This window comes from Paenibacillus taiwanensis DSM 18679 (genome assembly GCF_000425125.1).
In the GTDB taxonomy this organism is placed as follows: Bacteria; Bacillota; Bacilli; order Paenibacillales; family Paenibacillaceae; genus Paenibacillus_B; species Paenibacillus_B taiwanensis.
In genome coordinates this window covers 248,692-272,403 of sequence record NZ_KE384308.1, presented here as the reverse complement: position 1 = coordinate 272,403, position 23,712 = coordinate 248,692, and the positions used below count along the sequence as shown (strand labels likewise).

The window sequence follows — 23,712 nt, the reverse complement described above, 5'->3', positions numbered from 1 at the left end:
ACAAGGGGCGCAAAAACATGGAAACAAGTAAAAAGTGGTCTTGGAAATCAGTTTTGGCCGTAACGATGTGTGTGGTTATGCTGATGGCGACAGCATGTTCAAAACAAGAAGCGCAGGGTGGAAATGAGAAGGACAGCAACGGAGCGTACAAAGATAAGTTGAAAATTTCCGTTGCAAGTACGCTTCAACTTAAAGATGGCCAGTTGGACAATGAGTTCCACAAATTTTGGATGGATAAATTTAATCTCGATTGGGATTACAACTTTGTGGAATGGGATTCCTGGGGCGAGAAGCTTCGCTTGTGGATTAACTCAGGAGACTTGCCTGATGTAGCAACCTGGAACTATATTCATGGCGATGCCATGAACTATATCGATCAAGGATTGTTCTACAAGTTTCCTGATGATTGGAAAGAACGCTGGCCAAATGTCGCGGCTGCATACAAATTAACAGGATTAGGCGATAAGTTGGAAGAAATGAAGGGCGGCACATACCTTTTGCCGCGTCCTGTGTATTACGATAATAAACCAGCTGATCCGTTGACGAATCAGATTGGGGTTATCGCGCTGCGCAAGGATTGGGCCAAAGCGGTAGGCTTTGAATTAAAGGACGTTTATACAACAAAAGAACTGATGACATTTGCCAAATTGGTGAAGGAAAAAGATCCGGGGAAAGTAGGTTCAAAACTAGTTCCGATTTCTTACAATGCGGCCGATGCACTAACAAACATCATTATGCCAAACAGTGAGCATGCCAAAGTAGAATCGGCTTTCTATAAAGGTGACGATGGAAAATATCATTGGGGGCCTGCTGATCCAGAGACACTTACTGGCTTAAAGCTGATGCAGGAATCTTACAAAGAAGGGTTGCTGAATCCGGAGTTCTACACATGGAAAAACAATGAAGGCAACGATAACTTCCGTGTTAAAGGTGCTGCCGCTGTAACAAGTGTTGGTGGGCTGGCCTCTTTCCGTACAGATGTAGACACCAATATGAAAAAGAACTTAAACATCGAAAGTGACGATGTCGTTCAAACGGCTATTGTGCTGGGTGAAGATGGAAAATATCGTAACTTGGAGCAAGCTAATTTCTGGTCAGCACTGATTTTCTCGCCAAACATCAGCACAGAGAAATTCGAACGTGTGATGGACTTATTGGATTATTCCACTTCTAAAGATGGACAAATGCTGCTGAACATGGGCTTTGAAGGTAAAGACTGGAAATATGACGACAATAAAGAACTTGTAAGCTTACTGCCGGAAGGCAAAACGTTGGATGATCTTTACCCTGCTCGCTTTGAAGGACTTTACCTGTTGGGTGATGACTTCAGCATGATCAACCCGGCGATTAAAAAGGAATATCGTGACAGAGCCGTGCTTCACTTTAAAGATAAAGCCAGATTGGGAAAAGAAGGCGGCAAGCTGGCTGAATACGATTGGACCGTTCAATTGTATGATTCTAAAGTGAAAAATCAAGCGACCTTTGATTATGAAAAAGAGTATACGAATCTGATTTTGCAAAGCGGAGATTTGGAAGCAAACTGGAAAAAGTGGGTGGAGAGCAAGCAATCGCTTGTACAGCCGGTATTGGATGAACTAAACAACTTAAAGTAAGTCGATATTGCTTGCCATATGAAGTTGGCCTGAGGCGTATGCCGATGGCCCGAGTCTATGGAACCCGGTGCGCAGCATCATCTGATGCGGCCGGGTTCTTCTCTTCAACAGCGCGGACCGATAGAGCGTCCATGCGAGGACTAACAGATGGAGCTTCTAATTGAGGTATTTGCACAACGTCTGTTCGCAATTGTTGCACCGCTCTGCTGAAAGTTATCAGTCAGGGAGGCTAGAAGCAGGTGGGCGGCAGTTTGATTTTGTGCAAGTTCCTGAGAAAGGAGAAGACTGATGTACTTCATCCCGTTTTCAACGCGAATATTAACTTATTCTACAAATACAGCAGTGGAGGAAAGAACATGGATAATCAGCAATTAACAGCCTTATTACAGCAAATGACTTTGGAAGAGAAAACGGCACAGCTATTGCAGCTTACGGCTCATTTACATGAGGGTGCTGGCAGTGAAGGACAAGTAACAGGTCCAATGGAAGAAATGGGAATTACGGAGCAAATGGTTGCCGCGAGTGGTTCTGTGCTTGGCTTGTCAGGTGCAAAGGATATCATTCAAGTGCAGAAGTCTTATATGGAGCATAGCAGACTTGGTATTCCGTTAATGTTTATGGCGGATGTCGTACATGGCTTTAAGACGATTTTCCCAATTCCGCTTGCAATGGGCTGCTCATGGGACTTACAGCTTGCAGAAAAAAGTGCAGCTATTGCAGCTAAAGAATCTGCGGTATCGGGTATCCATGTCACCTTTGCACCAATGGTCGATCTCGTGCGAGATCCTCGCTGGGGACGGGTGATGGAGACGACAGGCGAAGACCCTTATTTGAACAGCATGTTTGCACGGGCATTTGTTCGCGGCTATCAAGGGAAGGACGAATTAAAAGAAAATACGGATCGAATGGCTGCGTGTGTGAAGCATTTTGCTGCGTATGGAGCTCCTGAAGGTGGGCGTGAATATAATACAGTTGATATGTCGGAAAGACAATTGCGAGAGTATTATTTACCTGCGTATAAAGCGGCGCTTGACGAAGGCTGCGAGATGGTGATGTCGTCTTTTAACACGGTTGATGGTATACCGGCTACTGGCAATGAGCAATTGATGAGAGGCATCCTGCGTGGGGAGTGGGGCTTTGACGGTGTCCTCATATCGGACTGGGCCTCCATTCGGGAAATGATTGCACATGGTGCAGCAGCCGACGATCGTGAGGCTGCATATCGTGCCATGCGCGCGGGTGTTGATATCGAGATGATGACGCCTTGTTATGTGCGGCACCTTCCAGAGCTGGTACAAAGCGGGCAGCTTGCGGAAACGCTTATAGATGAAGCGGTGCTGCGGATCTTGCAGTTAAAGGAAAAGCTCGGCCTGTTTGACAATCCGCTCCGTGGGGCGGACCCAGAACGTGAGGGGGAAGTGCTTTTCTGTGCGGAGCACCGCCAAGCTTCTTATGACTTGGCCGCTAAATCGTGTGTCTTACTTAAAAACGAAGGCGTACTCCCACTCAAGCCACATCACAAGGTGGCGCTGATCGGACCATTTGCAGACAGCGACGATATTTTGGGCTGGTGGTCTTGTGTGGGCGTCAAAGAGGATGCGACGAAGCTAAGCACTGCATTGGCAGAACGAATGCAGGAGGGGGCCTTGCTTGTTGCGGCCGGATGCAGCCCGCACCAAATGTCTGCGGAGCAATTGTCGAGCGCACTTGAAGCCGCACAAAGCGCAGACGTCATCGTACTTGCACTCGGTGAAGATTCCGCCATGAGTGGTGAGGGTGCTTCCCGCACCGATATCCGTTTGCCAGAAGCGCAACTGGCGTTGATCAAACAGTTAAAAACATTCGGTAAACCGATAGCAACCGTACTCTTTAATGGCCGTCCGCTTGATCTGCACGGTGTGTTGGATGAAGTCGATGCGGTGCTTGAAGCTTGGTACCCGGGCAGCGAAGGTGGGGCTGCTGTGGCCGACATTTTACTCGGTCATGTGAATCCGTCCGGGAAGTTGACGATGTCATTTCCGCAATCCGTAGGACAGGTGCCCGTTTATTATAACCATTTTAATACAGGTCGCCCGCTTGATCCGTTAAAGCTGGAAGAACGATATGTATCCAAGTATATCGATAGCGCAAACGAGCCGCTGCTGCCATTCGGCTTCGGTCTGTCTTACACAACATTTGCATATAGCGAGCTAGCACTTTCCAGCAAGGAGATGTCGGCAGCACAACCCCTTTTTATCCGTGTCAACGTAACGAATACAGGCTTAACTGCTGGAGTGGAAACCGTTCAACTTTATGTTCGCGACGTCACGGGTGAAGTAGTTCGTCCCCTTCGTGAATTAAAAGGATTTGAGCAGCTTGAACTTGCACCAGGGGAAAGCCGTGTCGTTACGTTCCAACTGACAGAAGAGCAGTTGCGATATCATCATTCGGATTTACGTTTTACGAGTGATCCAGGCACGTTCCATCTGTATGTTGGCGGCAACAGCCGTGACACGCTGATGAGTTCGTTTACGCTTATGTGATGCGGATCATTATCATTTAGCAAGTACATGAGCTCGTCATACCGTATGGCGATCCATTTTATAAGCGATGCCATTATATTCATTATATATAGATCTTCTGAGGTATCCTCAGAGACAGACATTCAGGCTAGGAGCTAGGAGGAATGACATCCACATGACAACAACTAACAGAGAGAAATTAACGGATTCCAAACTGCACATTGAGGCTGGCGACGTACGCTTTACTTTTTGGAGTAGTGGTGATTTATACGAGGCGGCAAGCGGTCGCACGATGATAAACCAATTAATGACAAGTCCGATTGACGGGTCTTTAAACAATCTTTATTTGCGCATTCATAGCGCAACGGGCATTACGTTTTACCCGCTTCTCGGTATCCATTCGAACAGCACTGTGTTTGCAAACGAAAAAAGCATGATTTGGAAAGGCATCGTTGAAGAGATCGAATATGAGGTAACATTTGCGCTTACAGATCAAAGTATTTGGTTCTGGGACGTGGTGACACGAGGACACGGTGTAAAGATAGATGTCATTTACGGTCAAGACGTCGGTATCGCGGACACGGGGGCAGTTCGCAGTAATGAGGCTTATTTATCTCAGTATATCGATCACACCCTATTTGAAAATGGGAGCAACGGTTATGTGGTCTGTTCACGGCAAAATCAGCCCCAAGGTGGACAATTTCCGTATATTCAGCAAGGTTCACTGACGGGAGCAACTGGTTACTCGACGGATGGATTTCAATTTTTCGGGCTTTCCTACAAGGAAACAAATGTGCCAGCATGCTTGCGTGAGGCAAAGCTTGCAAACGAAATATATCAATACGAATTTGCGTACACAGCGCTGCAATCCGACCTTGTGACGTTAAATGGTGATGCTCGTTTTGTGTTCTATGGTCTTTTTAAACCAGATCATCCGGCTGCTGTCACCGAGCTTGCCTATACGACTGAGGTTCAACAAGCATGGACAGCGTATTTATCCACTGAAACGACAGCGCCAGTAAATGAACTGCCACAAGTATGCTTAAAAGCGTCCATTGGCAAGCCGCTACAGTCGATGTTGATGTCGGAAGCAGAAATAAAGGAGCTTTTTCCAGCATGCCATCAGGAGGAGCGTCAAGACGGTGAACTGCTTGCTTTCTTTACGGACACATATGAGCATATTGTACGCAAGGAAAAAGAGTTGTTAGTTGAACGACCTCATGGACACATCCTAATGAGCGGCAACAATGTTGAGCTTGGGGCTACTGTGATGACAACTACATCCTATATGTATGGCATCTTTAATTCACATGTCGTCGTTGGCAACACAAACTATAACAAAATGATGAGTAACGCCCGCAGCTCGCTTAACATTCCGAAAACGGCAGGACAACGTATTTATGTCAAGCTTGGAGAGCAGTTCCAGCTTCTAACGATGCCGTCTTTATTTGAAATGGGCTTTAACTATGTGCGCTGGTACTACAAGCTGGAAACCGATATGCTGATCATTACAAACTATACAGCACTGGATACACCTGAAGTGCGTCTTCACGTCCGTTCGGAGTCTGGACGCGCCTATAAATATGTGGTGACGAATCAAGTTACGATGAATGTGAACGAGTACGAACTTCCAGTACATATGACAGTGGAGGAAGGAAGGCTCACATTTACTGGAGATCAAAAGTCGTTGAGTGCTTCCGTGTATCCTAAACTCCAATATCGGATGTGGGTAGAGGGAGCAACTGTCACTATAGGTGATGAAACGATGCTCGCCGATGGTTTGCAGGGCGGGCAAGCTTCACTTGTCGTTATGCAGCTTGATGAGAGCTCAGCGTGGACGCTCACCATTCAAGGTTTGCAGTCCGCTGAAGAGCTTCCACCAACGACGCGCAGCATGGAAGAAGAAATTACAAGCTATCGTGAATTTTATCAGGGCGTCATGAACGGATTCAACCTCACTAGTGAGAGTAAAGCGATGACGGAGCAGCTATTTAAAGTGAACGCGCTTGCTTGGTGGTACACACATAATATGCTGGTTCACTATTCAGTACCGCATGGGTTGGAGCAGTATGGAGGCGCGGCTTGGGGAACTCGAGATGTGTGCCAAGGGCCTGTTGAATACTTTATGGCAACACAAAAGTTTGAACAAGTACGAGATATAATAAAAATGGTTTACACACATCAGTATGAAGAGGATGGCAATTGGCCGCAGTGGTTTATGTTCGATCGTTATTTTGCGATTCAGCAGGAAGAAAGTCATGGAGATATTATCGTCTGGCCGCTGAAGGTGCTTAGTGATTATTTAAGGGCTACACAAGATTACAGCATTTTGCAAGAAGAGGTGCCGTATACCGTTAAGCATAGCTTCCAATTTAGTGAGAACAAAGAAACGATTCTCGAACATGCAAAAAAAGAACTGCACTATATTCAAACACATTTCCTGCATGATACGTACTTGTCTTCATATGGGGATGGTGACTGGGACGATACGCTTCAGCCAGCAAATGCACAGTTGAAGCAGTACATGGTCAGCAGTTGGACGGTTGCGCTAACTTATCAGACGATGCGTCAGCTTGCAAGCGCGCTGCTGTCCGTTGAGCCGGAGCTTGCGGCAGAACTGCTTGACATCGCAGTTGGTATTGGTCGAGACTATAACCGTTATATGCTGCAAACAGACGTTATACCAGGGTTTCTCTATATGGAACATCCTGAACAAGTAAAAATGATGCTGCATCCGACTGACACGGATACGGGTATCCAATACCGCTTGCTGCCAATGACACGCAGCATTATTGCGGAACTGCTTAATCAAGCACAGGCACAGTCCCATTATCAATTGATTAAGGATAAACTGTTTTTTCCTGACGGCGTGCGTTTGATGGATCGTCCCGCTCAATACGCGGGTGGTGTCAGCTCACACTTTAAGCGTGCGGAGCAAGCGTCCAACTTTGGACGTGAAGTGGGGCTTCAATACGTGCATGCGCATATTCGCTACGTGGAAGCAATGGCGAAGCTCGGCCAAGCAGATGAGGTATGGGACGGGCTTGCGATTATTAACCCGGTTGGTATAGGCGAAGTTGTGCTAAACGCGGAGCCTCGTCAAAGCAATGCTTATTTTAGCAGCTCAGATGGTAAATTCAGCACACGTTATGAGGCACAAGGGCATATGGAAGCACTGCGCAGCGGAGAAGTTGCAGTGAAGGGCGGCTGGAGAATTTATTCCAGCGGACCGGGAATTTACATGAATCAGCTCATTTCCAATGCACTTGGCATTCGGCAGGAAACAGGCGATCTGATCGTAGATCCTGTATTACCTGCTCGTTTGGACGGGATGAAGTTTGATTTTCAGTTCGCGGGTGCACAGGTGACCTTTGTTTACCATATTGCAGGTGAGGCGGTCCATCGTATCGTCATTAATGGAAAGGCGATTCCTACTTCCCGTATAAATAACCCGTATCGCCAAGGCGGCGTACGTATTATGAAAGACGATTTGGCATCCGAACTGACACAAGGACATAACCAGATTGATATATATATGTAATTGTACATGTAACGTGTTCTCCTAGACGATCTCAAGTGGCGCTCTGAAAGGTGAAATTGCTTGGGCGCAAGCTAGGAGAACAACTCATTTTAACCATACTATCGGGTGTACAATACCATGCCCATACATAAAAGAAGGTTGTTGGTAAACCGACGGAGGGGCGGGGAAACAGTGGTCAGTATTAAGGATATCGCTAAAAAAGCGGGGGTGTCCATTTCAACCGTATCGTATGCTTTGAACGGCAGCAGTAAAGTGACAGACGAGACCAGTTCGAAAATATTGGCCGTAGCCAAAGAGTTAAACTATGTACCGAATGCGGCGGCAAGGACGCTAAAGAAGCGAGAATCGAAAATTATTGGTGTATTTTTAACGGATTTTAAAGGAGATGTATACGGCGAACTGCTCGGTGGTATGAAAGAAGTATGTAATGCGCAGGGATACGACCTGATCGTATGCAGCGGTAAGCAATCCCACCGTATGCTTCCCGAGCGGATGATTGATGGAGCTGTCATATTGGATCAGACGTTTTCGAGTGAGGAACTGATCAAATACGCAGATCGTAATCATAAAATCGTGGTGCTAGATCGGGAGTTGGAGCACCCTAACATTAATCAAGTGCTGCTGGATAATAAGGCAGGGGCTACGTTGGCGACAGAGTACTTGGTTGAGCAGGGACATCACAAAATCTATGTGGTAACGGGGCCTTCCGGCTCGTTTGATTCTAATCAAAGGTTGAAAGCTGTAAAGATGGTGGCGGAACGGGCTGATGATGTGGAATGGATCGAAATTGCAGGTGATTTCAAAAAAAGCGGGGGTGAACGTGCTGCGGAACAAATACTACAGGAGTACACAGCGCCCGTAGCCGTATTTTGCCTGAACGATGAGATGGCAATTGGCCTATGCAGCCGCTTCGCAGAGACAGAACTCCGTATTGGGGAGCACGTTCATGTGATTGGCTTTGACCACATTGAACTTACACGTTATATGCAGCCGCCGCTCGCGACTATTGATTACTCCAAGCATAAATGGGGAGCTTTGGCAGCGGAACAGCTAATTAAAATTATGTCAGGCAACAAAGTGGAGCATGAACGGATTTATGTAACGCTTGTGGAAGGAGACTCCGTCCGGAAAAGGAAAAGATCTGAGCTGCATACATCTGGCGCCTAAAATATACAGTTTATTTTAATGATAGATATAACACATGCATATGTCTTGGATTCGGTTTGCTGGCCTTTAGTTAGTAAATACGAAAATAATGAGCATATGCATGTGTCATTTTAATGTCCACTTACATAATAATCGTACTGATTGGTGCTGCTTTTTAATAGCCATTACAATATCCTTGCCGATTAATAATAATGGAGGTAAAATATCCCTGTAAATAGATGCGAAGGGGTGAAGTTGAGATGAATGCAACGGATGTAATCCTTTTTAATTTTGAAGAGGTAAGGCGTAGAAGTATAATCGTTTGGAGAGCAATACCCGCAGACAAGTTAAGTTGGAAACCTGATGAAGGAGCTCTAACTTGTGCTGAAATGATTCGACATATATTGCAAGCTGACTTTCTTTATCACCATGTTCTTATAGGAAGAGGTGAAAAGGGACTTGCTAATTTAATTAATCCCTTTGCAACAAAAGAATTTATTTCAGTAGAAGATGAACTTGAATTTGTACAACCTTTCCGCGAACAATTTTTGAAATACATCAAAACCATTCATATAAACGACTATGCTAATATCGAGATAGATCTCTTTGAAGCAGGTGGTTTTATTAGAACGCTTGGGGATATGTTATTACGCATTCCTTACCACGAAGCTGTTCATACAGGGCAGTTGTTAGACTATATGAGAACAATGGGAATTAATCGCCCAAAGATATGGGATTAATTGTTTAATCCCAATATTTTACCGATTTGTTGCAATTGGTTAAAGGCTAACGCTTTCTCAAGTAATCATAATCTGGTCCCCAGTTCGCCTTCAGTTCTATCATTCTGCATCTTCTGTCATCGTCCTAAACCTCAATGGCCCGAATGCACATAAACTGATAACAACGCGTTCTTCTAGCAGTCTCTCCTTATAATTGTTTATTAAACATATTGATTAACAACGAAAATGAGATTACACTCTTTAGGAATAGACTTCCATTTTCTCAATCGTAGCAGCAATATCGATGTATGAGCTAGCCATATCTCTTTCTTGCTTGCTAAGGGGGCGGGAGCTCTGTTGCGAGTTAAACTTTGAACAGATGGTAGAAGGAGTGAAAGAAGCAAATGAAGTCTCCAAAGTGGGCAATATTAAGTGTAGTTATGGCACTGGTATTTACGATTCTACCTTGGTCAGTGGCAGCAGCGGCAAATGGCGTGCCAGGCACGCCCGTTCTAGCACATGATAACTGGGATGGCGATGGCAGCTACAAAATCTCTACCAATATGTATTGGGGAGAGAACGGAACGTCGCTAGAGCTATATGAAAATGGAAACTTGATTGATACGACTGTTTTGACAGACCATTCACCGAACCCGCAAACTTCAACAAAAGAGATTACGGGTAAAGCGAATGGCACGTATACCTACATAGCTAAGCTGATTAACAGCTATGGAAGCACCTCCAGCCAGCCCGTTACGGTTACAGTAACGAGTGGTGGCGGTACTTCCCCAACAATCGGGAATGGTACGGGTTTAACAGGGTATTACTTTGATAATCCAACTTTGACTAACTTAAAGTTAAAGCGCTTAGACTCTATCATTAACTTTGATTGGGGTGCTAACTCGCCTATACCGAATATGGATGCGGATCTGTTTTCGGTCCGTTGGCTAGGGGAAGTTCAAGCACAACATAATGAAACTTACACATTTACTACCCTGTCCGACGACGGGATTCGCCTATGGGTGAACAATCAACTGCTCATTGATCAATGGAACAACCATGCCGCGACAGAGCATACAGGAACAATTGCGCTCCAAGCAGGGCAAAAGTACGCCATTAAAGTAGAGTTCTACGATGATTCGTTTGATGCAGTAGCAAAGTTATATTGGAGCAGTACGTCTACTGCAAAAAGCATCGTGCCTCAGACCCAGCTTTACCCATTGGCAACTTCTGATATTGAAGCAACCAATTTCACGAACAACGAAACGATCCAATATTCGCTGCCGCTCATTCGCGGGTTTGTAAGCGACATAAGCGCATCAACTATTACGTTGACCAATACCTCATCCAATCGCAGCACGAAGGTGATGCAGGGTATCTCGGAACAAGGGCAGTTCAAAGTATTTGCTGATCTCGTTCCAGGTGAGAACAACCTGATCATTCAGAGCGGAACGAAGCAAGCCACTTTAAAATTAAACTACGTCCCCCAAACTAACAAGGCAAAGACTCGTATTTTTTGGTATGTCCCAAGTGACGGTAATACAAATTACCAAACACAATTGGCAAATGATCCGCAAGACTACGCGGCAAAGCTTAGCACCTACATGAAAGTCATTCAATCGTTTACCGCTGAGTCGATGAATAATAACGGATATGGCCGGGAGACGTTTAATCTGGAGCAAAATCAGACGACCGGAAAAGTCGAGGTGCACGTACTTAAAAGTAATCATCCTACCTCTTACTACTACAACACTTCTTACAACAAAGACAACCTCTATAGTGAAGTAGCTGAACTAATCCCGCAGCAGCATCCACAAGCAGGCACTAAAAATCTTGCTTTTGTTGGCTTTACAAAGTACGATGCCGCAGCTAAATATATGTATGCCCATACTGCGCTTGGTGGCGGTGATTATGGTGTGTTTGGCGGCTCCACAGTATGGTTGTTCCCAAGTGATGAGACCCAAATACAGAGTAAATTTGCTGATCTGAGCCCGGTTGATCCTGATTATGTCGGCGAGCCGGCTACTACCGTGCAGAAAGCCATCTCAATTGGCTACGGGGCAGCTTTGCACGAGCTTGGACATGCGTTAGGACTCCCGCATGAGGGTGGGCCAAACTCGATTATGTGGCGTGGGTTTGACTGGCTGCACCGCTTCTTTGTGTTAAAGGATGCAGGAGGTTATATGTTTAAAGAAAACGAACTTCCAGTGTGGGACCCTGTTAGTGCGGTTACACTCCATAATAGCCCATTTTTTAAAACAAACCAGCAGCCTCAAGGCCTTACAGTAGGCGGAACAGTGACGGCAAGCAACCTGAGCAGTCCTCCTGGTGAAGGAAAAGAAAATGTGTTCGACCATAACGAGGCATCCAAGTGGCTTGTATTTGACAGCAATCCTTACATTCAATATCAATTTTCAGGAAACGCGGCCTATGCAGTCAAATCATATTCGATTACTTCAGCAAATGATGCTCCCGAGCGAGATCCATTGAATTGGACGTTGTCTGGCTCGAACGACGGCACGAACTGGACAGCACTTGATACAAGGTCAAATGAGAGCTTTGCGAGCCGCTATCAGACGAAGTCATACACGATAAACAATACGAGCGCTTATCGTTATTATAGAGTGAATCTTAGCAACAATAGCAATGGAATACTCCAGGTTGCAGAAATTCACTTGTACGATTAAATTGGCAGGTATAACGGATTATGGATAACTTAGCTTACTGAAATCGCGGAATTGTACATTTACCATCCATCTGCTTATACCTCTTCATAAATAACGAAACAGCATACGATAGGAGCACTTGCTAGCGGTGCTTCTAACCGTATGCGTTGTTTATGAGCGCAAGTATTACAATTATTACTTTATTTACTGAGCAAGTATAATTGTGTTCGTATTTGATCCGATTAGACAGGCTTTGAATGGAGGTTGCTTATGAAAGTTATACGAATCGTTGCTAATATCGAGACGGAAAAGATCGAAGCGGCCAAATGTTTTTATCAGGATGTACTCGGACTCGAGCTATTGATGGATCATGGTTGGATCGCTTCTTATGGCTCACGTGAAGAGATGTGCGTTCAAGTTAGCTTTGCATCAGAGGGAGGAGCGGGTACGCCGGTACCCGATCTTTCTATTGAAGTTGATCATGTGGATACAGCATTTGAACGTATGACAGCAGCAGGATTTCCAATTGAATATGGTCCTGTGAATGAGTCATGGGGCGTACGCCGTTTTTATGCCCGCGATCCATATGGCAAGTTAATAAACATCGTTGCTTATTTGTAAGGTACATACTTGCTGCAAACAGAGAGTAGCTGACAGGAAAGGATTTATTAAATAGCATTTCCATCAGTTTCACGCACAGGCGAGCTTCATTATGCATTACAATTGTACAAAATCAAATGGGGTTCTTTATTTTGTCCATTGTGATTCCGCTCCAAGTTAGTTAAGGTTAGCTATGTGAGTGATAACGATTATCATTCACATAGCTTTAAATTGACGCAGGAGGGAATTATCGTGATGAAAGGCGTAAAACAAACAATTGCAGTTTTCGCATTGACTACTGTGATGGGACTTTTATTAATAGGGTGCGGAGGAAATGACAACGCAGCTGGTCCAGCGCAGGCCAGTAACAGCAGTTCAACAGATACTGCTGCCAATAGCAGCGCTAATGAACAAGCGGTTTCTTCCGAGCAGGCACCTACCCGTACTTATACAGATTACAAGGGGCATCAAGTAGACATACCGACAGCACCAAAAGCGATCGTGTTTGCAGGAGAAACTACTGGGGATTTGATTGAACTGAATTTACCCTTGATCGGCATATATGGAGACGAGCTAAAGGGCCGAGTATATGAGGAGAAAGCAGCGAACATCGAAAACGTTGGTTTCCCGCTTAATTTGGAGAAAGTGACTTCCCTGAATCCAGATCTTATTATTGTGGCGGATACAGACGAGAAAGTGTACGAACAGCTTTCCAAAATTGCACCTACCATTATGTTTGACACGTTTGGTTCGCTTGACTATCGAATGAAAGAACTGGGGACAATTTTTGATAAAAAGCAAGAAGTAGAAGCATGGCTGCAAGCCTATAACAAGAAAGCTGAAGAGATGTGGAAGCAGTTGTATGCGACCGTGCTGAAGCCTGGTGAGACGGCTTCTGTGTTTACGTATTATCCTGGGGATCGATTGTTTGTCATGGCAAGAGCAGGGCTGCCACAATTTCTTTATGCAGAAGGTGGATTTAAACCAACTGCACCAATTCAGAACATTCTGGATGCCAATGAAGGTTTCAGAGAGATTTCGGCCGAAAAGGTGAGCGAGTTTGCAGGGGATCGAATCTTTGTACTGGATCCTGTGAATGATGAAGCTAAACAATCAACGGAGGCACTATTAAAAAGCCCAGTCTGGAAGACACTTCCTGCGGTGAAGCAAGGACATGTATACCGAATGTACATTCAACGATCCGATTCAGATGCATTTACGCGGCAATGGATGCTAGAAGAGCTTCCTAAAATGCTGAGCAAATAAATAGGCATAACAACATCAACAAGTGAGCACATACAAGCAAGCTGGTTCAGCCTTTGGCTGGGCAGCTTGCTTATTTTGTTCTGTTCTGTAACTTGTGCCAGCTTCATAAGGGGAAGCTGCTTTGACATCAGTTGCGAATAGAGCAGCATCTTTTATATAATATACGATATCTGGGAGGTGGTAAGAGGTGGTAACACAGTTTGCCAGAATGAGCAACGACTCATGCAAAGCCTAACATAGGGGCGATACTTTGCGTGGGGTTGGACAATTAGGTTGTGGAATTGAATTATTGTCGCCCGTGAGAACGGATATCGTTTCTAATGATGGGCTTTGCACCTTGTTTTCTTTTTCATTTACAAAATAAGGGGCTGAAAAGCATGGTCAATCCATTTATTAGAAACCATCAATATAATGTTATCAAGAAGCAGGTTGAATTACTGCGGCATACTTGTAATACAGTATCTGATCCTAAGATCGTTGAGTCGATAAGATACAGTACACATGACAAAGTTATGGCATTGTTCCCAGAGTTTGCAGAAGCGTGTGACTTGGTGACAAGTTTTGCAGAACAGAGCACGGTGGAGCAATTTCAACACTATTTACGGTCATTGGAGCCCTACTTATTAGCATTTGGGCAGGTGACAGAGAAGCAGCTTCAGAAGTTATTTCCTAAAAATAAGAAGCTGAAGGTACCCGCATTGGCAGCGCTTGATTATCGACAACTTTCTTATTTAGGTTGGACGGATATCGCGACTAATAAGATGTTTTTGGTCTACCATCTGGCTGGTAAGCTCGTTGGTGTTGAAGGTAGATTTACCCGCCTGAACAGGAAGAGTACCTGTTTTGTGTGCAAAAGGCAGGAGGAAGTGGCTTTATTCTCCGCAATTACTCGATCGAAGCCAGCTAACGCAACTTCTGATTATTATAAAGCAATCGGTAACTATTTGTGTGTGGATAGCCGCACATGCAACAGCAATATAACTGATGTCAGTGCATTGGAGACATTTATCCATCGAATAATAGATAAATAAAACGATGCTGGAGAGGTTGTCGAAGTGATTCGGCAGCCTCTTTTGGTACAGCTGCCGTCTGTTCCGCAAGCTTCACGTTAATGAATGATAAGCGAAATCTCCATTTCCGTAAGCCGCATTTCTCCTGAGGAAGTATCCCTATCCCTATACTAAGTGCTTGCCTGTTATAGGCATGCCGGATACTTGCAGCATGCCTACATGATCTCTGCTACGCAGTCCAATGTGCGGGACGGTTCATGTGTGGCGGGAGTTGGGTAGAAGCATCTCCCTTTGCCGCATTGAGCTGGGCTTGACTCAGGAAAATAGTAGTGGTGAGATTTGCCCCGCGAAGATCTGTATCCCGCAAGTCGGCTCCGATAAGGTCGGTCCATCTCAAGTCAGCCTCCCGCAAGTCCGCTGCAATCAGGTAAGCCCCTCTCAAATTAGCCCCTTTGAGATCAGCTTTGTGCAGCTTTGCTCCGATCAGATCCGCACCGCGTCCGTACGAAGTGCGCTTGCGGTGTCCTTTGGTGCTATTGTTCAAACGAACGGCATCCGCTCGCGCAAGCTCGCTCGCCTGTAGAAGCAATGCATTTACGTTTGCCCGATGCGCTGCTACATTTAACTTGCCAAGTGCTTCTGCGTCAAGATTCGTGAAGCTTTCCGTCTCATAAAGTGCTGCACGAAGCGTAGCATGAATAGAATGAGCGGCTTGTAACGTAAGCGCCTCGGTTAAGTACCAAAGTAATTCATGTAGCTGCCACATGATGGGGAATACGTCAAACATTTGCTGCGCATATTGAGGAGCATGCCGCCAATCACGGCCAGCGTAAGTATGTTGGGATAGCTTTTGTCCGGCGCCAAAGCAATCATATACGGTACAACCTCGAAAGCCTAGCTGGCGCAAACGAGTATGCACACCACAGCGGAAATCGGGTTGTAAATTAGAACAAGGTGATCCTGCCTGCTTGTCTACTGCGAAATCTACTGAAGCGGCAAAGGGCAGTGCTACGCAACATAAACCAAAGCAGTCCTCACACTTCGCACGGAGTTGCTGCCGATTCGCATCAAGAAAAGTTTCAGACACATATGGTTGATCCGCCACTTTGAATATTTCCCCCATCTGAACATATTTCATAACTTTTATATGTTAGTCCAGAGTAAAGATCACGTCAACCTGGATCTAGCTAGCGAACCTATTTTACTGCAAATGAGCGAAAAAGAGCAAGTTGTAGCGCAGGCGAGGGAGGAAATAAAATGCTAGCTATTTGCTCCTTTGCTTAGCATCATTTAATAAACTAGGATAGAAATGCAACGATAGGGTGCTGTGTGATTTAGGCACCATTAAACCTGATTTTACATATTCTGCTGTATACGCTCTGTATAGACCTTTTTTCCTTGTGATAGAAGGTCTGGAACAATAAAAAATAAACACACATTATAGGTGATTGTTTGTTGCTCAAACTCCAACAAGCAGTCACCATTTTTTCCATCGTAAGCGGCGTATACTTCTAACTAGAAGCTTTATATATGAGGAAAATGGTTACCCAGATAACTACAAATGCAGGCGACCTATGATAAGAGGTGCACACATGTCAAGACCATTATTAGGCATTTTAACGTTATACAAAAATAAAAGGAGGGACATTGAAGAACGTCACGTATATGAACAAATGATTGTGGCGGGACATGAAATGGACATGGATGTGTGTGTATTTACACCTCAAGATGTAGATCATGTTAGAAAAAAAGCAAACGTTATGGTATACACCCCCGGTACGGGTAAGTGGACACGAAAGTGGTCCGTATTGCCTCAGCTCATTTTTGACAGATGCCGTAATCAACGCTCCGCACAGTTCTCATCTATGAAACATTTCCGTGCTAAATTCGGGTATTTAACTTTTCTTAACCAACCGCTGCGTAATAAATGGAAAATTTACAACGTATTATCTGACACTCCTGAGTTCAACAAGCTGCTGCCTCATACGGTCATTTATAGGGAACCTCAAAATATTAACGACATGCTCAGTAAAACCGGTATGGTATACGTAAAGCCGATCAATGGTACAGGGGGCAGAGGGATTTTACGTCTTGAGCGTAAACGAAAACATCCTTCATATGTATATGTAGAAGGACGGAACCGAAGCCGTCGTGTCATTTCGCCGCAATATGTAAAGCTGAATCGATTAAGGGCATACATGGAAGCTTGGGTGCAGCAGGATCGTTATATAGTGCAGCAGGGCATCCCGGTGAAGCTGTCGAATGGCAAGGTTCATGATTATCGGATGCTTATCCAGAAAGATGAACATGGGAAGTGGGGGATCACGGGAAGTGTAGGTCGAGTGGGGGCTTATAAAAGTGTTACTTCCAATTTGCATGGTGGTGGTCATGCCGTTCCGATGAGGGCTTTGCTCCAAAGCTGGATTGGGAATCAGCAGCGCATCGATTCTATTCAGCACAATATGGAGAAGGCGGGCATACGCATCGCTGCGTATTTGGAAAAAAAGTATGGGTCCTTATGTGAGCTAGCATTGGATTGGGCGATTGATAAGCAGGGGCGTTGTTGGCTGCTGGAAGTTAATCCAAAACCTTCACGGGAAGTGTTTAAAGGGATCGGTGACAAGGCGGCGTATCATAAAGCGATTATTCAACCTATCCGATATGCGAAGTGGTTATATGCAAATAAGCTCAAACGATAGTGGTTGATTTTTGGTTGCGTTCAGCGTGTGCCTTATAGGTATGCGCTCTTTGAGCTGCACTGGATGTTATGGTGTATACGGCAACTTCCAAATTAATTGCATTCATAATTAAATGGATAGCTTCATAAGAATATGTCGAGTGCAAACAAGCGTGATGGATTTGGGTGGAGTGTGTTTGTATCATCTAAATGGTTAAAGGGAGATGATTGTCGATGTCAATGCCAAATATTCCAGATATTAAACCTGAAATCGTCCTAAAAAGGAACGAAGTAATTAATTTGCTGCTTACTTCAATTGCGTTGGAAGAGATCGGGATGTCCCATATTATTAATGCAGAAGGGGAAAAAATACAGGCTATCTTAAAAGACCACTGTGTCACATTGGAAGATGCGTTAAGAATAAATCACAGTGTTGAGCGTATGCTGCGTAACGTTATTAAAAATCAAATGCTGCTCCAGTTTAAGCTGGAGGATGTTATTTCATTGGAAGAACGTGATGAATTTTTCGAAGAATAATCTATAATTTTTATATGATCAGAAGGAAGGAGGAGTACTGTGAAAATAAATGACGAGTCTTTTTACGAGGAAACCAATTCGAAGGATCAAGCGGTAGCACATTTAATTAAGGCAATTGCTTTAGAAGAAGAGGCGTTGTCCAAGTTAATAAATACAGAAGCTGATAAGGCTCTAGCGTTTGTTGGTAAAAACCTCGATTTTCCAACAGGCCCCTCTACATCGGAGATTATCCAGTTTAATCATACGGTCATTCAGCTGTTGGATACGATGCTTATGGCTGAGTGGCTGCTTCTAAAAAAACTCGATACGTTATCTTTTGTTCATGACTATCGTTCTATAAGTAGGTCAGAGGAAGGGCGAAAACATGAAGCTTCATATCAAGATGATGTGTTTGATTATTAAAAATCAATAAAAAAAGTAGAGGCGTTAAGGATGCTACACTCCAATAGTAGAATTAGCGAAATTCCTTTCTCCCGTATGGAAAGTGCAATTTTATACTTAGTCAGAGGAATGCTTTCGAGACGTCAGCATTCGAATGAGCAGGAAGCGGTAGTATTTGAATCTCATATGCGATCTCTGCTGCATATCATAACGGAATTGCATCGATTTCAGGACCGTAGGAACAGCGGTATGCAGCCCGAACAGCTGCGCGACGAACCAAATGTTCAAAGTAAGCAGATCATTTCCGAAATTATAAATTCAACACAGCTTATCCGAGAAAGTATGAACGAGAATCCGTTTGACAATCTTGTACATATGGATCTCATGAATGTGAAATTAGATATTATCGTTAAGTATCACACAGAAAGTCAAACATATTCGTTTAATTCATCTGAGGAGCTTCAAATTACTCCATCCATACAGGACGAGGTAACGGCAAGCGAAGTGGTTACAGTTTACCAGCATACAAACGTAGTAGAGGTCGAGTCGGAAACGATCGAGACAGACGATAACCTCCCTCAGCCGGAGGTGTCCCTCTTGTATTCACCACCACAGCAGGCCACTACTTTCATTAAAAAGCAACCAAACAAAAAGTCACAAGCTAGTCCTTTGCAACTTCCTCCTGTGACGAGTTTTATTAAGGCAAAGGTGGGGAGTATGATTTATGAACAAAAATGAAGACGGAACCTTGACTAAAGGGGAATCCATCCATGAAAGATACCAAGTTAGAACTGATTAACGGAAATAGTTACATGTACGACGCAAATTTGGCAGTAGGTGTTTATTTTAATGAGGATAGTCGTGCTGCCGTCTTAATTGACAGTGGGGCAAACGAGAGCGCCGCAAAGCGAATCGAGCATTTTGTGAAGAAAAAAGGATACTACATTTCTTCCGTAATCGTAACACATGGCCATCAGGCACAGGTGGGTGGGCTTCCGCATTTGAAGAAGATTTATGCGGACTTGAGGGTATATGCTACTTCCTGGACAGCTCAATTTCTGGAACATCGGGCGCTAGAGAGTGGGTTGTCCGGATATATCCCTTGTGTGGCTAATGAACTCGATGAGGGAATAGTAAAGGACGCTGTAACAGACATCATCCCATATCGCGACCACGATATCGTCATTGATGAGGTCCCCTTCTCCGTCGTTGCACTTCCAGGACATTTTCCAGGTATGGTAGGTATAGTGACTCCTGATCAGGTATTTTATAGTGCGGATGCTATTTTTGGAAACACAACTTTAATTAAACAGAAGTTATTGTATTACACAGACATTAAAGGGGCTAAAGATTCCTTAAATAAGCTGACAGCGCATAAGTATGCAGCATATGTGCTAAGTCATGGCGGCAAGTATAATGATGTTACGTTGCTGATCCAACAACACCAGCATCTTATCGATGAAACGGCTCAATTTATATTTGGCATTATAAGTGAGCACCCGATGACACTGGAAGGTATCGTGCAAAGAGTGATGAAGGAATATCAACTAAAAAATAAGTCGAGTCATTTCACCCTTGCCAACACGATCGTTAGATCGTATCTGAATGAATTACATGAGGATTCAAAGCTTAGAGCTTCAGTTAATGATGGTATATTGTATTACTATGATCGTGCCTCTGTCATACTTGCCTAGTCGTAATACCTCTCCCTCCTAAGGATGATAACGTAACATGTTAATAATGAAAATAACTAAAAAGCTCCAACTAGATAACGTCTTCACATATGTACCCGTATGCGCTAAGTCATACAGGTACAAACGTGAAGACGTTAATCTGTGTTACGGGATATAAGTGTAGTCATTTTGGACAAGCAGACAACAGTAACTTACGATCGTAATCTAGTAAGCGTTACTAGTCAGCGTAATATTCCAATGGACAGCACGTAAAATATTAAAACATTGACATAACATTTCGTCAGTCACCATTTGGCCTCCCTCTCCGTATAATGTAGCCTCCAACAAGATAGGCGAATGTAATGAATGGCAGGAGGTACATCTATGCGCTTCACAGTCTCATCCTCTAACTTTAAGCATTATGCGGTTAATGTCAGTCAACTCTCCAATCACATATTGGAACAATTTAAACGAAAGGAGCAAGCGGTTTTTAACGAACAACTAATAAGAGAAAGTAAGCCGGTTGCAGTGGAGCAGCAACGAAGACGGGTTAAAAAAGTGGTTGTTAGAAGCAAGCGAGAGCCAGAAACGGAAGCTCCATCACTTCGAAGCAGTTCCGCAGTAATGGATTCGACGCCATCCCCTGTACACTCGAAACCGCTGATCGGCATACTGACAGATGTCGTGTTTTCTTCCACTCATTATCCTTTTGGCTCGCGTACGCCTTTTATGAAGCAATTGGTGAATGAGGGATTACACAAAGGGAAATTTATCATTTTTGGTCCTACCGATATACGGCTTCGAGAAGGTAAGGTGCTCGCCTATACTCTGGATGAACGGGGAAGGTGGAATCGTCACCTATCTCGACTGCCTGATGTTGTATACAATCGGCTGCTCAATCGAAAGATGGAGAAATCAGTCGGCATTTTGAAGCTGCGTCGATTATTTCAGAATAACAATATACCTGTGTTTAATTGGAGTTATTTTAATAAAACAGATGTTTATCAACTCGTATCCAGACATAAAGCGATGCACAAACATATACCGGAATATTATGTGAATCCGACCGTTAAACAGCTGCAACAAATGCTCAATCGCCATCAATTTGTATATCTTAAACCTACGGCGGGAAGTCTTGGCATTGGGATTTATAAGGTTGCGTTGTTGCCAGATAAGAAATTTCTGCTGCGCTATCGTCAAGATGGAGTCAATCGACAGATGAGCTTTCATGCGTTACAAGATGTAATGAAGTTTCTCCGCCAACAAGAAGGCAGCAAACTGAAGCACTATTTCGTACAGCAGGGTATTCAACTACTCGAGCTTCATCATTGTCCAGTAGATTTCCGTGTCCACGTCCATAAGGATGGTGATAAGGGCTGGTGTATTGCCGGAATCGGTGCAAAGAAGGCTGGCCTTGGCAGTATTACAACACACCAAAGAAGCGGGGGCCAAATTTTGACTCCTGAACAGGCGCTTACCCAAACTTTGGGGAGATCAGCAACTAAATTGTTGCAAGAAGCTAAACAGGTCGCGATCCAGCTTGCCGAAGCAATCGAACAGCAGTATTCCCATTTAGTTGGGGAGATCGGCTTTGATCTAGGTATTGATAAGTCTGGACGTATTTGGATGTTTGAAGCCAATTCCAAGCCAGGGCGAGCTATATTTAAACATCCAGCGCTAAAAGCGAGAGGTAAAGCATCCATTAGATATATCGTAAATCATTGCGTTTATTTAGGAAAAGCCCGTGGGAGGACAACGAATTGAAAAAGCGTAGAACACCACTGGTCGTAGCTGTGTTAACTGCCGCAGACAAGCGCCGCAGCTTTAAAGGTGATCGCCGCAATTTTAAAGATATTATTAATACAGGCACCTCAAAGGGGATACTCACCTATATTGTAACTGTTGAAGATCTTCGACTGCGTCAATCTCGAATTTGGGGCTATCATTATGTGAAGTCCTCTCAGAAATGGGAAAGAAAGAAATCTCCATTGCCTACCGTTATTTATAACCGTCTTCCTTCTCGTAAGGTGGAGAAGAAGGCATATGTCAAAAAAAAGCTTCGTGCCTGTTTGACGGCAGGAAACATCAAGCTTTACAATCCCTTTTTTTTCAACAAGCGCCGCTTATTTGAGGGATTAAAAAAAGGAACATTGTCTCGTATTCAGCTCCCGACAACAGAACCGCTTACTCAATCCTCCTTTCGTCAACTATTATCTGAATTTGATTACTTATACTTAAAGCCTGAAACAGGAAACTCCGGAAAAGGAATTATGACCATTTCCTATGAGCCGACCCATGCACAGCCGTACGTTGTGAAAATTCAAAACAATGTTCAAACGTCAGCTGTTCGCCATTCCTCTAAGCAAGAAGCATGGCACACTATTCGAGCACAAGCCAGAAACAAAGCCTACATTGTTCAACAAGGGATTCCATTAGCGACTATAAAAGGAAGAGCGTTTGATCTGAGATTGTTAGTTCAAAAAAATAAAGATGGGGTTTGGAAAGTAACAGGTGTAGGCGCTAGAATTGCTGGTACTAAAAGTATTACTACTCATGTGCCGCGTGGAGGGAAGTTAGGAAATCCGGTTGCATTACTTCGATCCTTATTTGGAGGCAAAAAGGCAAGTGATGTAATAAAGAGCGCTAAACAGGGTGCACTTGAAGTAGCCGCTTGTATTGAAGGCAATGAGAAATACAGTCTCGGTGAAATGTCACTTGATGTTGGGGTAGATGTAAAAGGAAAGTTGTGGTTGTTTGAGGCGAACGCACGTCCGATGAAATTTGATGAAAAGAAGATTCGTAAGTTATCGCTAACACGTATATTTCAATATTCGTCTTACTTAGCGCGTGTGAAAAAAGATAAGGAATAAGCGGATGAATTGTGTGGAGAAATTAGGCTGAGTAGGGAGTGTATAGCAATGTCACAAGCAAATATTCCAAATGTTACTCCGAGCATTACTTTAACACGTGAAGATTCATTTAATTTGTTATTATCGTCTATTGCCATCGAGGAGCTTGGATTAGGTCATATTATTAACGCTGAAGCGGAAAAAATACAGTACGCAGTAGGCTCGCTGCCAGGTTTGTCTGTACCCGCTACAATCAGTGACTTATTGCTCATTGACCAAAGTGTAAAATCAACGTTGCAGGAAGCGATTAAGACTGAAATTTTGTTAAATAACAAATTAGAGTCCGTATTGTCGGTCATTCCTGGCGATCTAGGAACAGGTGTTACTGGGCCTACAGGAACAGGAGCGACAGGTGCAACGGGCGAAGCAGGAGCTACGGGAGCAACAGGTGCGACAGGCGCGACGGGTGCAACGGGCGAAGCAGGAGCTACGGGAGCGACAGGCGCAACGGGCGAAGCAGGAGCTACGGGAGC

General features: G+C 44.3%; 19 protein-coding genes. 17 read left to right on the top strand and 2 right to left on the bottom strand.

The features are described from left to right. Window positions 1-17 precede the first annotated feature (17 nt). On the top strand, window positions 18-1,613 hold the full coding sequence (locus tag H509_RS0119705) for a type 2 periplasmic-binding domain-containing protein (protein ID WP_028546595.1): 1,596 nt from the start codon (window positions 18-20) through the stop codon (window positions 1,611-1,613). Between the two features lie 55 nt (window positions 1,614-1,668). Here the strand turns inward: H509_RS0119705 and H509_RS27810 are convergent, their stop codons facing one another. Next, window positions 1,669-1,812, bottom strand: a complete 144-nt coding sequence (locus H509_RS27810; RefSeq protein ID WP_157277846.1) for a hypothetical protein — start codon at window positions 1,810-1,812, stop codon at window positions 1,669-1,671. Between the two features lie 157 nt (window positions 1,813-1,969). Here H509_RS27810 and H509_RS0119700 point away from each other — a divergent pair, with 157 nt between their 5' ends. The 8 genes from H509_RS0119700 (at window position 1,970) to H509_RS0119665 (ending at window position 15,083) form a co-directional block, all read left to right on the top strand. Beyond that, entirely contained in the window at window positions 1,970-4,135 is a 2,166-nt protein-coding gene (locus H509_RS0119700; RefSeq protein ID WP_028546594.1) for a glycoside hydrolase family 3 N-terminal domain-containing protein, read from the top strand. 154 nt (window positions 4,136-4,289) lie between these two features. Continuing rightward, on the top strand, window positions 4,290-7,655 hold the full coding sequence (locus H509_RS0119695; protein ID WP_028546593.1) for a GH36-type glycosyl hydrolase domain-containing protein: 3,366 nt from the start codon (window positions 4,290-4,292) through the stop codon (window positions 7,653-7,655). Between the two features lie 171 nt (window positions 7,656-7,826). After that, window positions 7,827-8,822, top strand: coding sequence for a LacI family DNA-binding transcriptional regulator (locus tag H509_RS26060; protein WP_051287438.1), 996 nt, complete (start codon window positions 7,827-7,829; stop codon window positions 8,820-8,822). A 239-nt stretch (window positions 8,823-9,061) separates the two neighbouring features. Then, window positions 9,062-9,541, top strand: coding sequence for a DinB family protein (locus H509_RS0119685; protein ID WP_028546592.1), 480 nt, complete (start codon window positions 9,062-9,064; stop codon window positions 9,539-9,541). Window positions 9,542-9,924: 383 nt separating this feature from the next. Further along, window positions 9,925-12,207 carry a PA14 domain-containing protein gene (locus H509_RS0119680; protein WP_028546591.1) on the top strand — a complete coding sequence of 761 codons (2,283 nt, stop codon included), beginning with the start codon at window positions 9,925-9,927 and terminating at the stop codon, window positions 12,205-12,207. 249 nt (window positions 12,208-12,456) lie between these two features. Then, entirely contained in the window at window positions 12,457-12,807 is a 351-nt protein-coding gene (locus H509_RS0119675) for a VOC family protein (protein ID WP_028546590.1), read from the top strand. 234 nt (window positions 12,808-13,041) lie between these two features. After that, window positions 13,042-14,052: an ABC transporter substrate-binding protein gene (locus tag H509_RS0119670; protein WP_028546589.1), complete on the top strand. Its 1,011-nt coding sequence runs from the start codon at window positions 13,042-13,044 to the stop codon at window positions 14,050-14,052. Window positions 14,053-14,429: 377 nt separating this feature from the next. After that, complete coding sequence (locus H509_RS0119665) at window positions 14,430-15,083, top strand: FusB/FusC family EF-G-binding protein (RefSeq protein ID WP_028546588.1); 654 nt, start codon at window positions 14,430-14,432, stop codon at window positions 15,081-15,083. Window positions 15,084-15,291: 208 nt separating this feature from the next. Here H509_RS0119665 and H509_RS0119660 read toward each other — a convergent pair whose 3' ends face one another. Continuing rightward, a complete protein-coding gene (locus tag H509_RS0119660) occupies window positions 15,292-16,200 on the bottom strand; it encodes a pentapeptide repeat-containing protein (protein ID WP_425414251.1) in 909 nt (302 codons plus the stop codon). A gap of 454 nt (window positions 16,201-16,654) precedes the next feature. Here H509_RS0119660 and H509_RS26055 point away from each other — a divergent pair, with 454 nt between their 5' ends. The 8 genes from H509_RS26055 to H509_RS28230 form a co-directional block, all read left to right on the top strand. Next, window positions 16,655-17,761 (top strand): YheC/YheD family endospore coat-associated protein, encoded by a 1,107-nt coding sequence (locus H509_RS26055; RefSeq protein ID WP_036698204.1) that lies wholly within the window; start codon window positions 16,655-16,657, stop codon window positions 17,759-17,761. 212 nt (window positions 17,762-17,973) lie between these two features. Next, a complete protein-coding gene (locus tag H509_RS0119650; RefSeq protein WP_028546586.1) occupies window positions 17,974-18,276 on the top strand; it encodes an alpha-helical endospore appendage domain-containing protein in 303 nt (100 codons plus the stop codon). 39 nt (window positions 18,277-18,315) lie between these two features. Next, the gene (locus H509_RS0119645; RefSeq protein ID WP_051287432.1) at window positions 18,316-18,678 is read left to right on the top strand and encodes an alpha-helical endospore appendage domain-containing protein; all 363 of its coding nucleotides are present in this window, start codon (window positions 18,316-18,318) and stop codon (window positions 18,676-18,678) included. Between the two features lie 30 nt (window positions 18,679-18,708). Beyond that, window positions 18,709-19,395, top strand: coding sequence for a hypothetical protein (locus H509_RS0119640; RefSeq protein ID WP_028546584.1), 687 nt, complete (start codon window positions 18,709-18,711; stop codon window positions 19,393-19,395). 32 nt (window positions 19,396-19,427) lie between these two features. Continuing rightward, entirely contained in the window at window positions 19,428-20,351 is a 924-nt protein-coding gene (locus tag H509_RS0119635; protein ID WP_028546583.1) for an MBL fold metallo-hydrolase, read from the top strand. Between the two features lie 363 nt (window positions 20,352-20,714). After that, the gene (locus tag H509_RS26050) at window positions 20,715-22,094 is read left to right on the top strand and encodes a YheC/YheD family endospore coat-associated protein (RefSeq protein WP_051287430.1); all 1,380 of its coding nucleotides are present in this window, start codon (window positions 20,715-20,717) and stop codon (window positions 22,092-22,094) included. Next, window positions 22,091-23,200 carry a YheC/YheD family endospore coat-associated protein gene (locus tag H509_RS0119625; protein WP_028546582.1) on the top strand — a complete coding sequence of 370 codons (1,110 nt, stop codon included), beginning with the start codon at window positions 22,091-22,093 and terminating at the stop codon, window positions 23,198-23,200. The genes H509_RS26050 and H509_RS0119625 overlap by 4 nt, the downstream gene beginning before the upstream one ends. Before the next feature lie 48 nt (window positions 23,201-23,248). Continuing rightward, a partial coding sequence (locus H509_RS28230) for an alpha-helical endospore appendage domain-containing protein (RefSeq protein WP_028546581.1) occupies window positions 23,249-23,712 on the top strand: 464 nt, incomplete at its 3' end.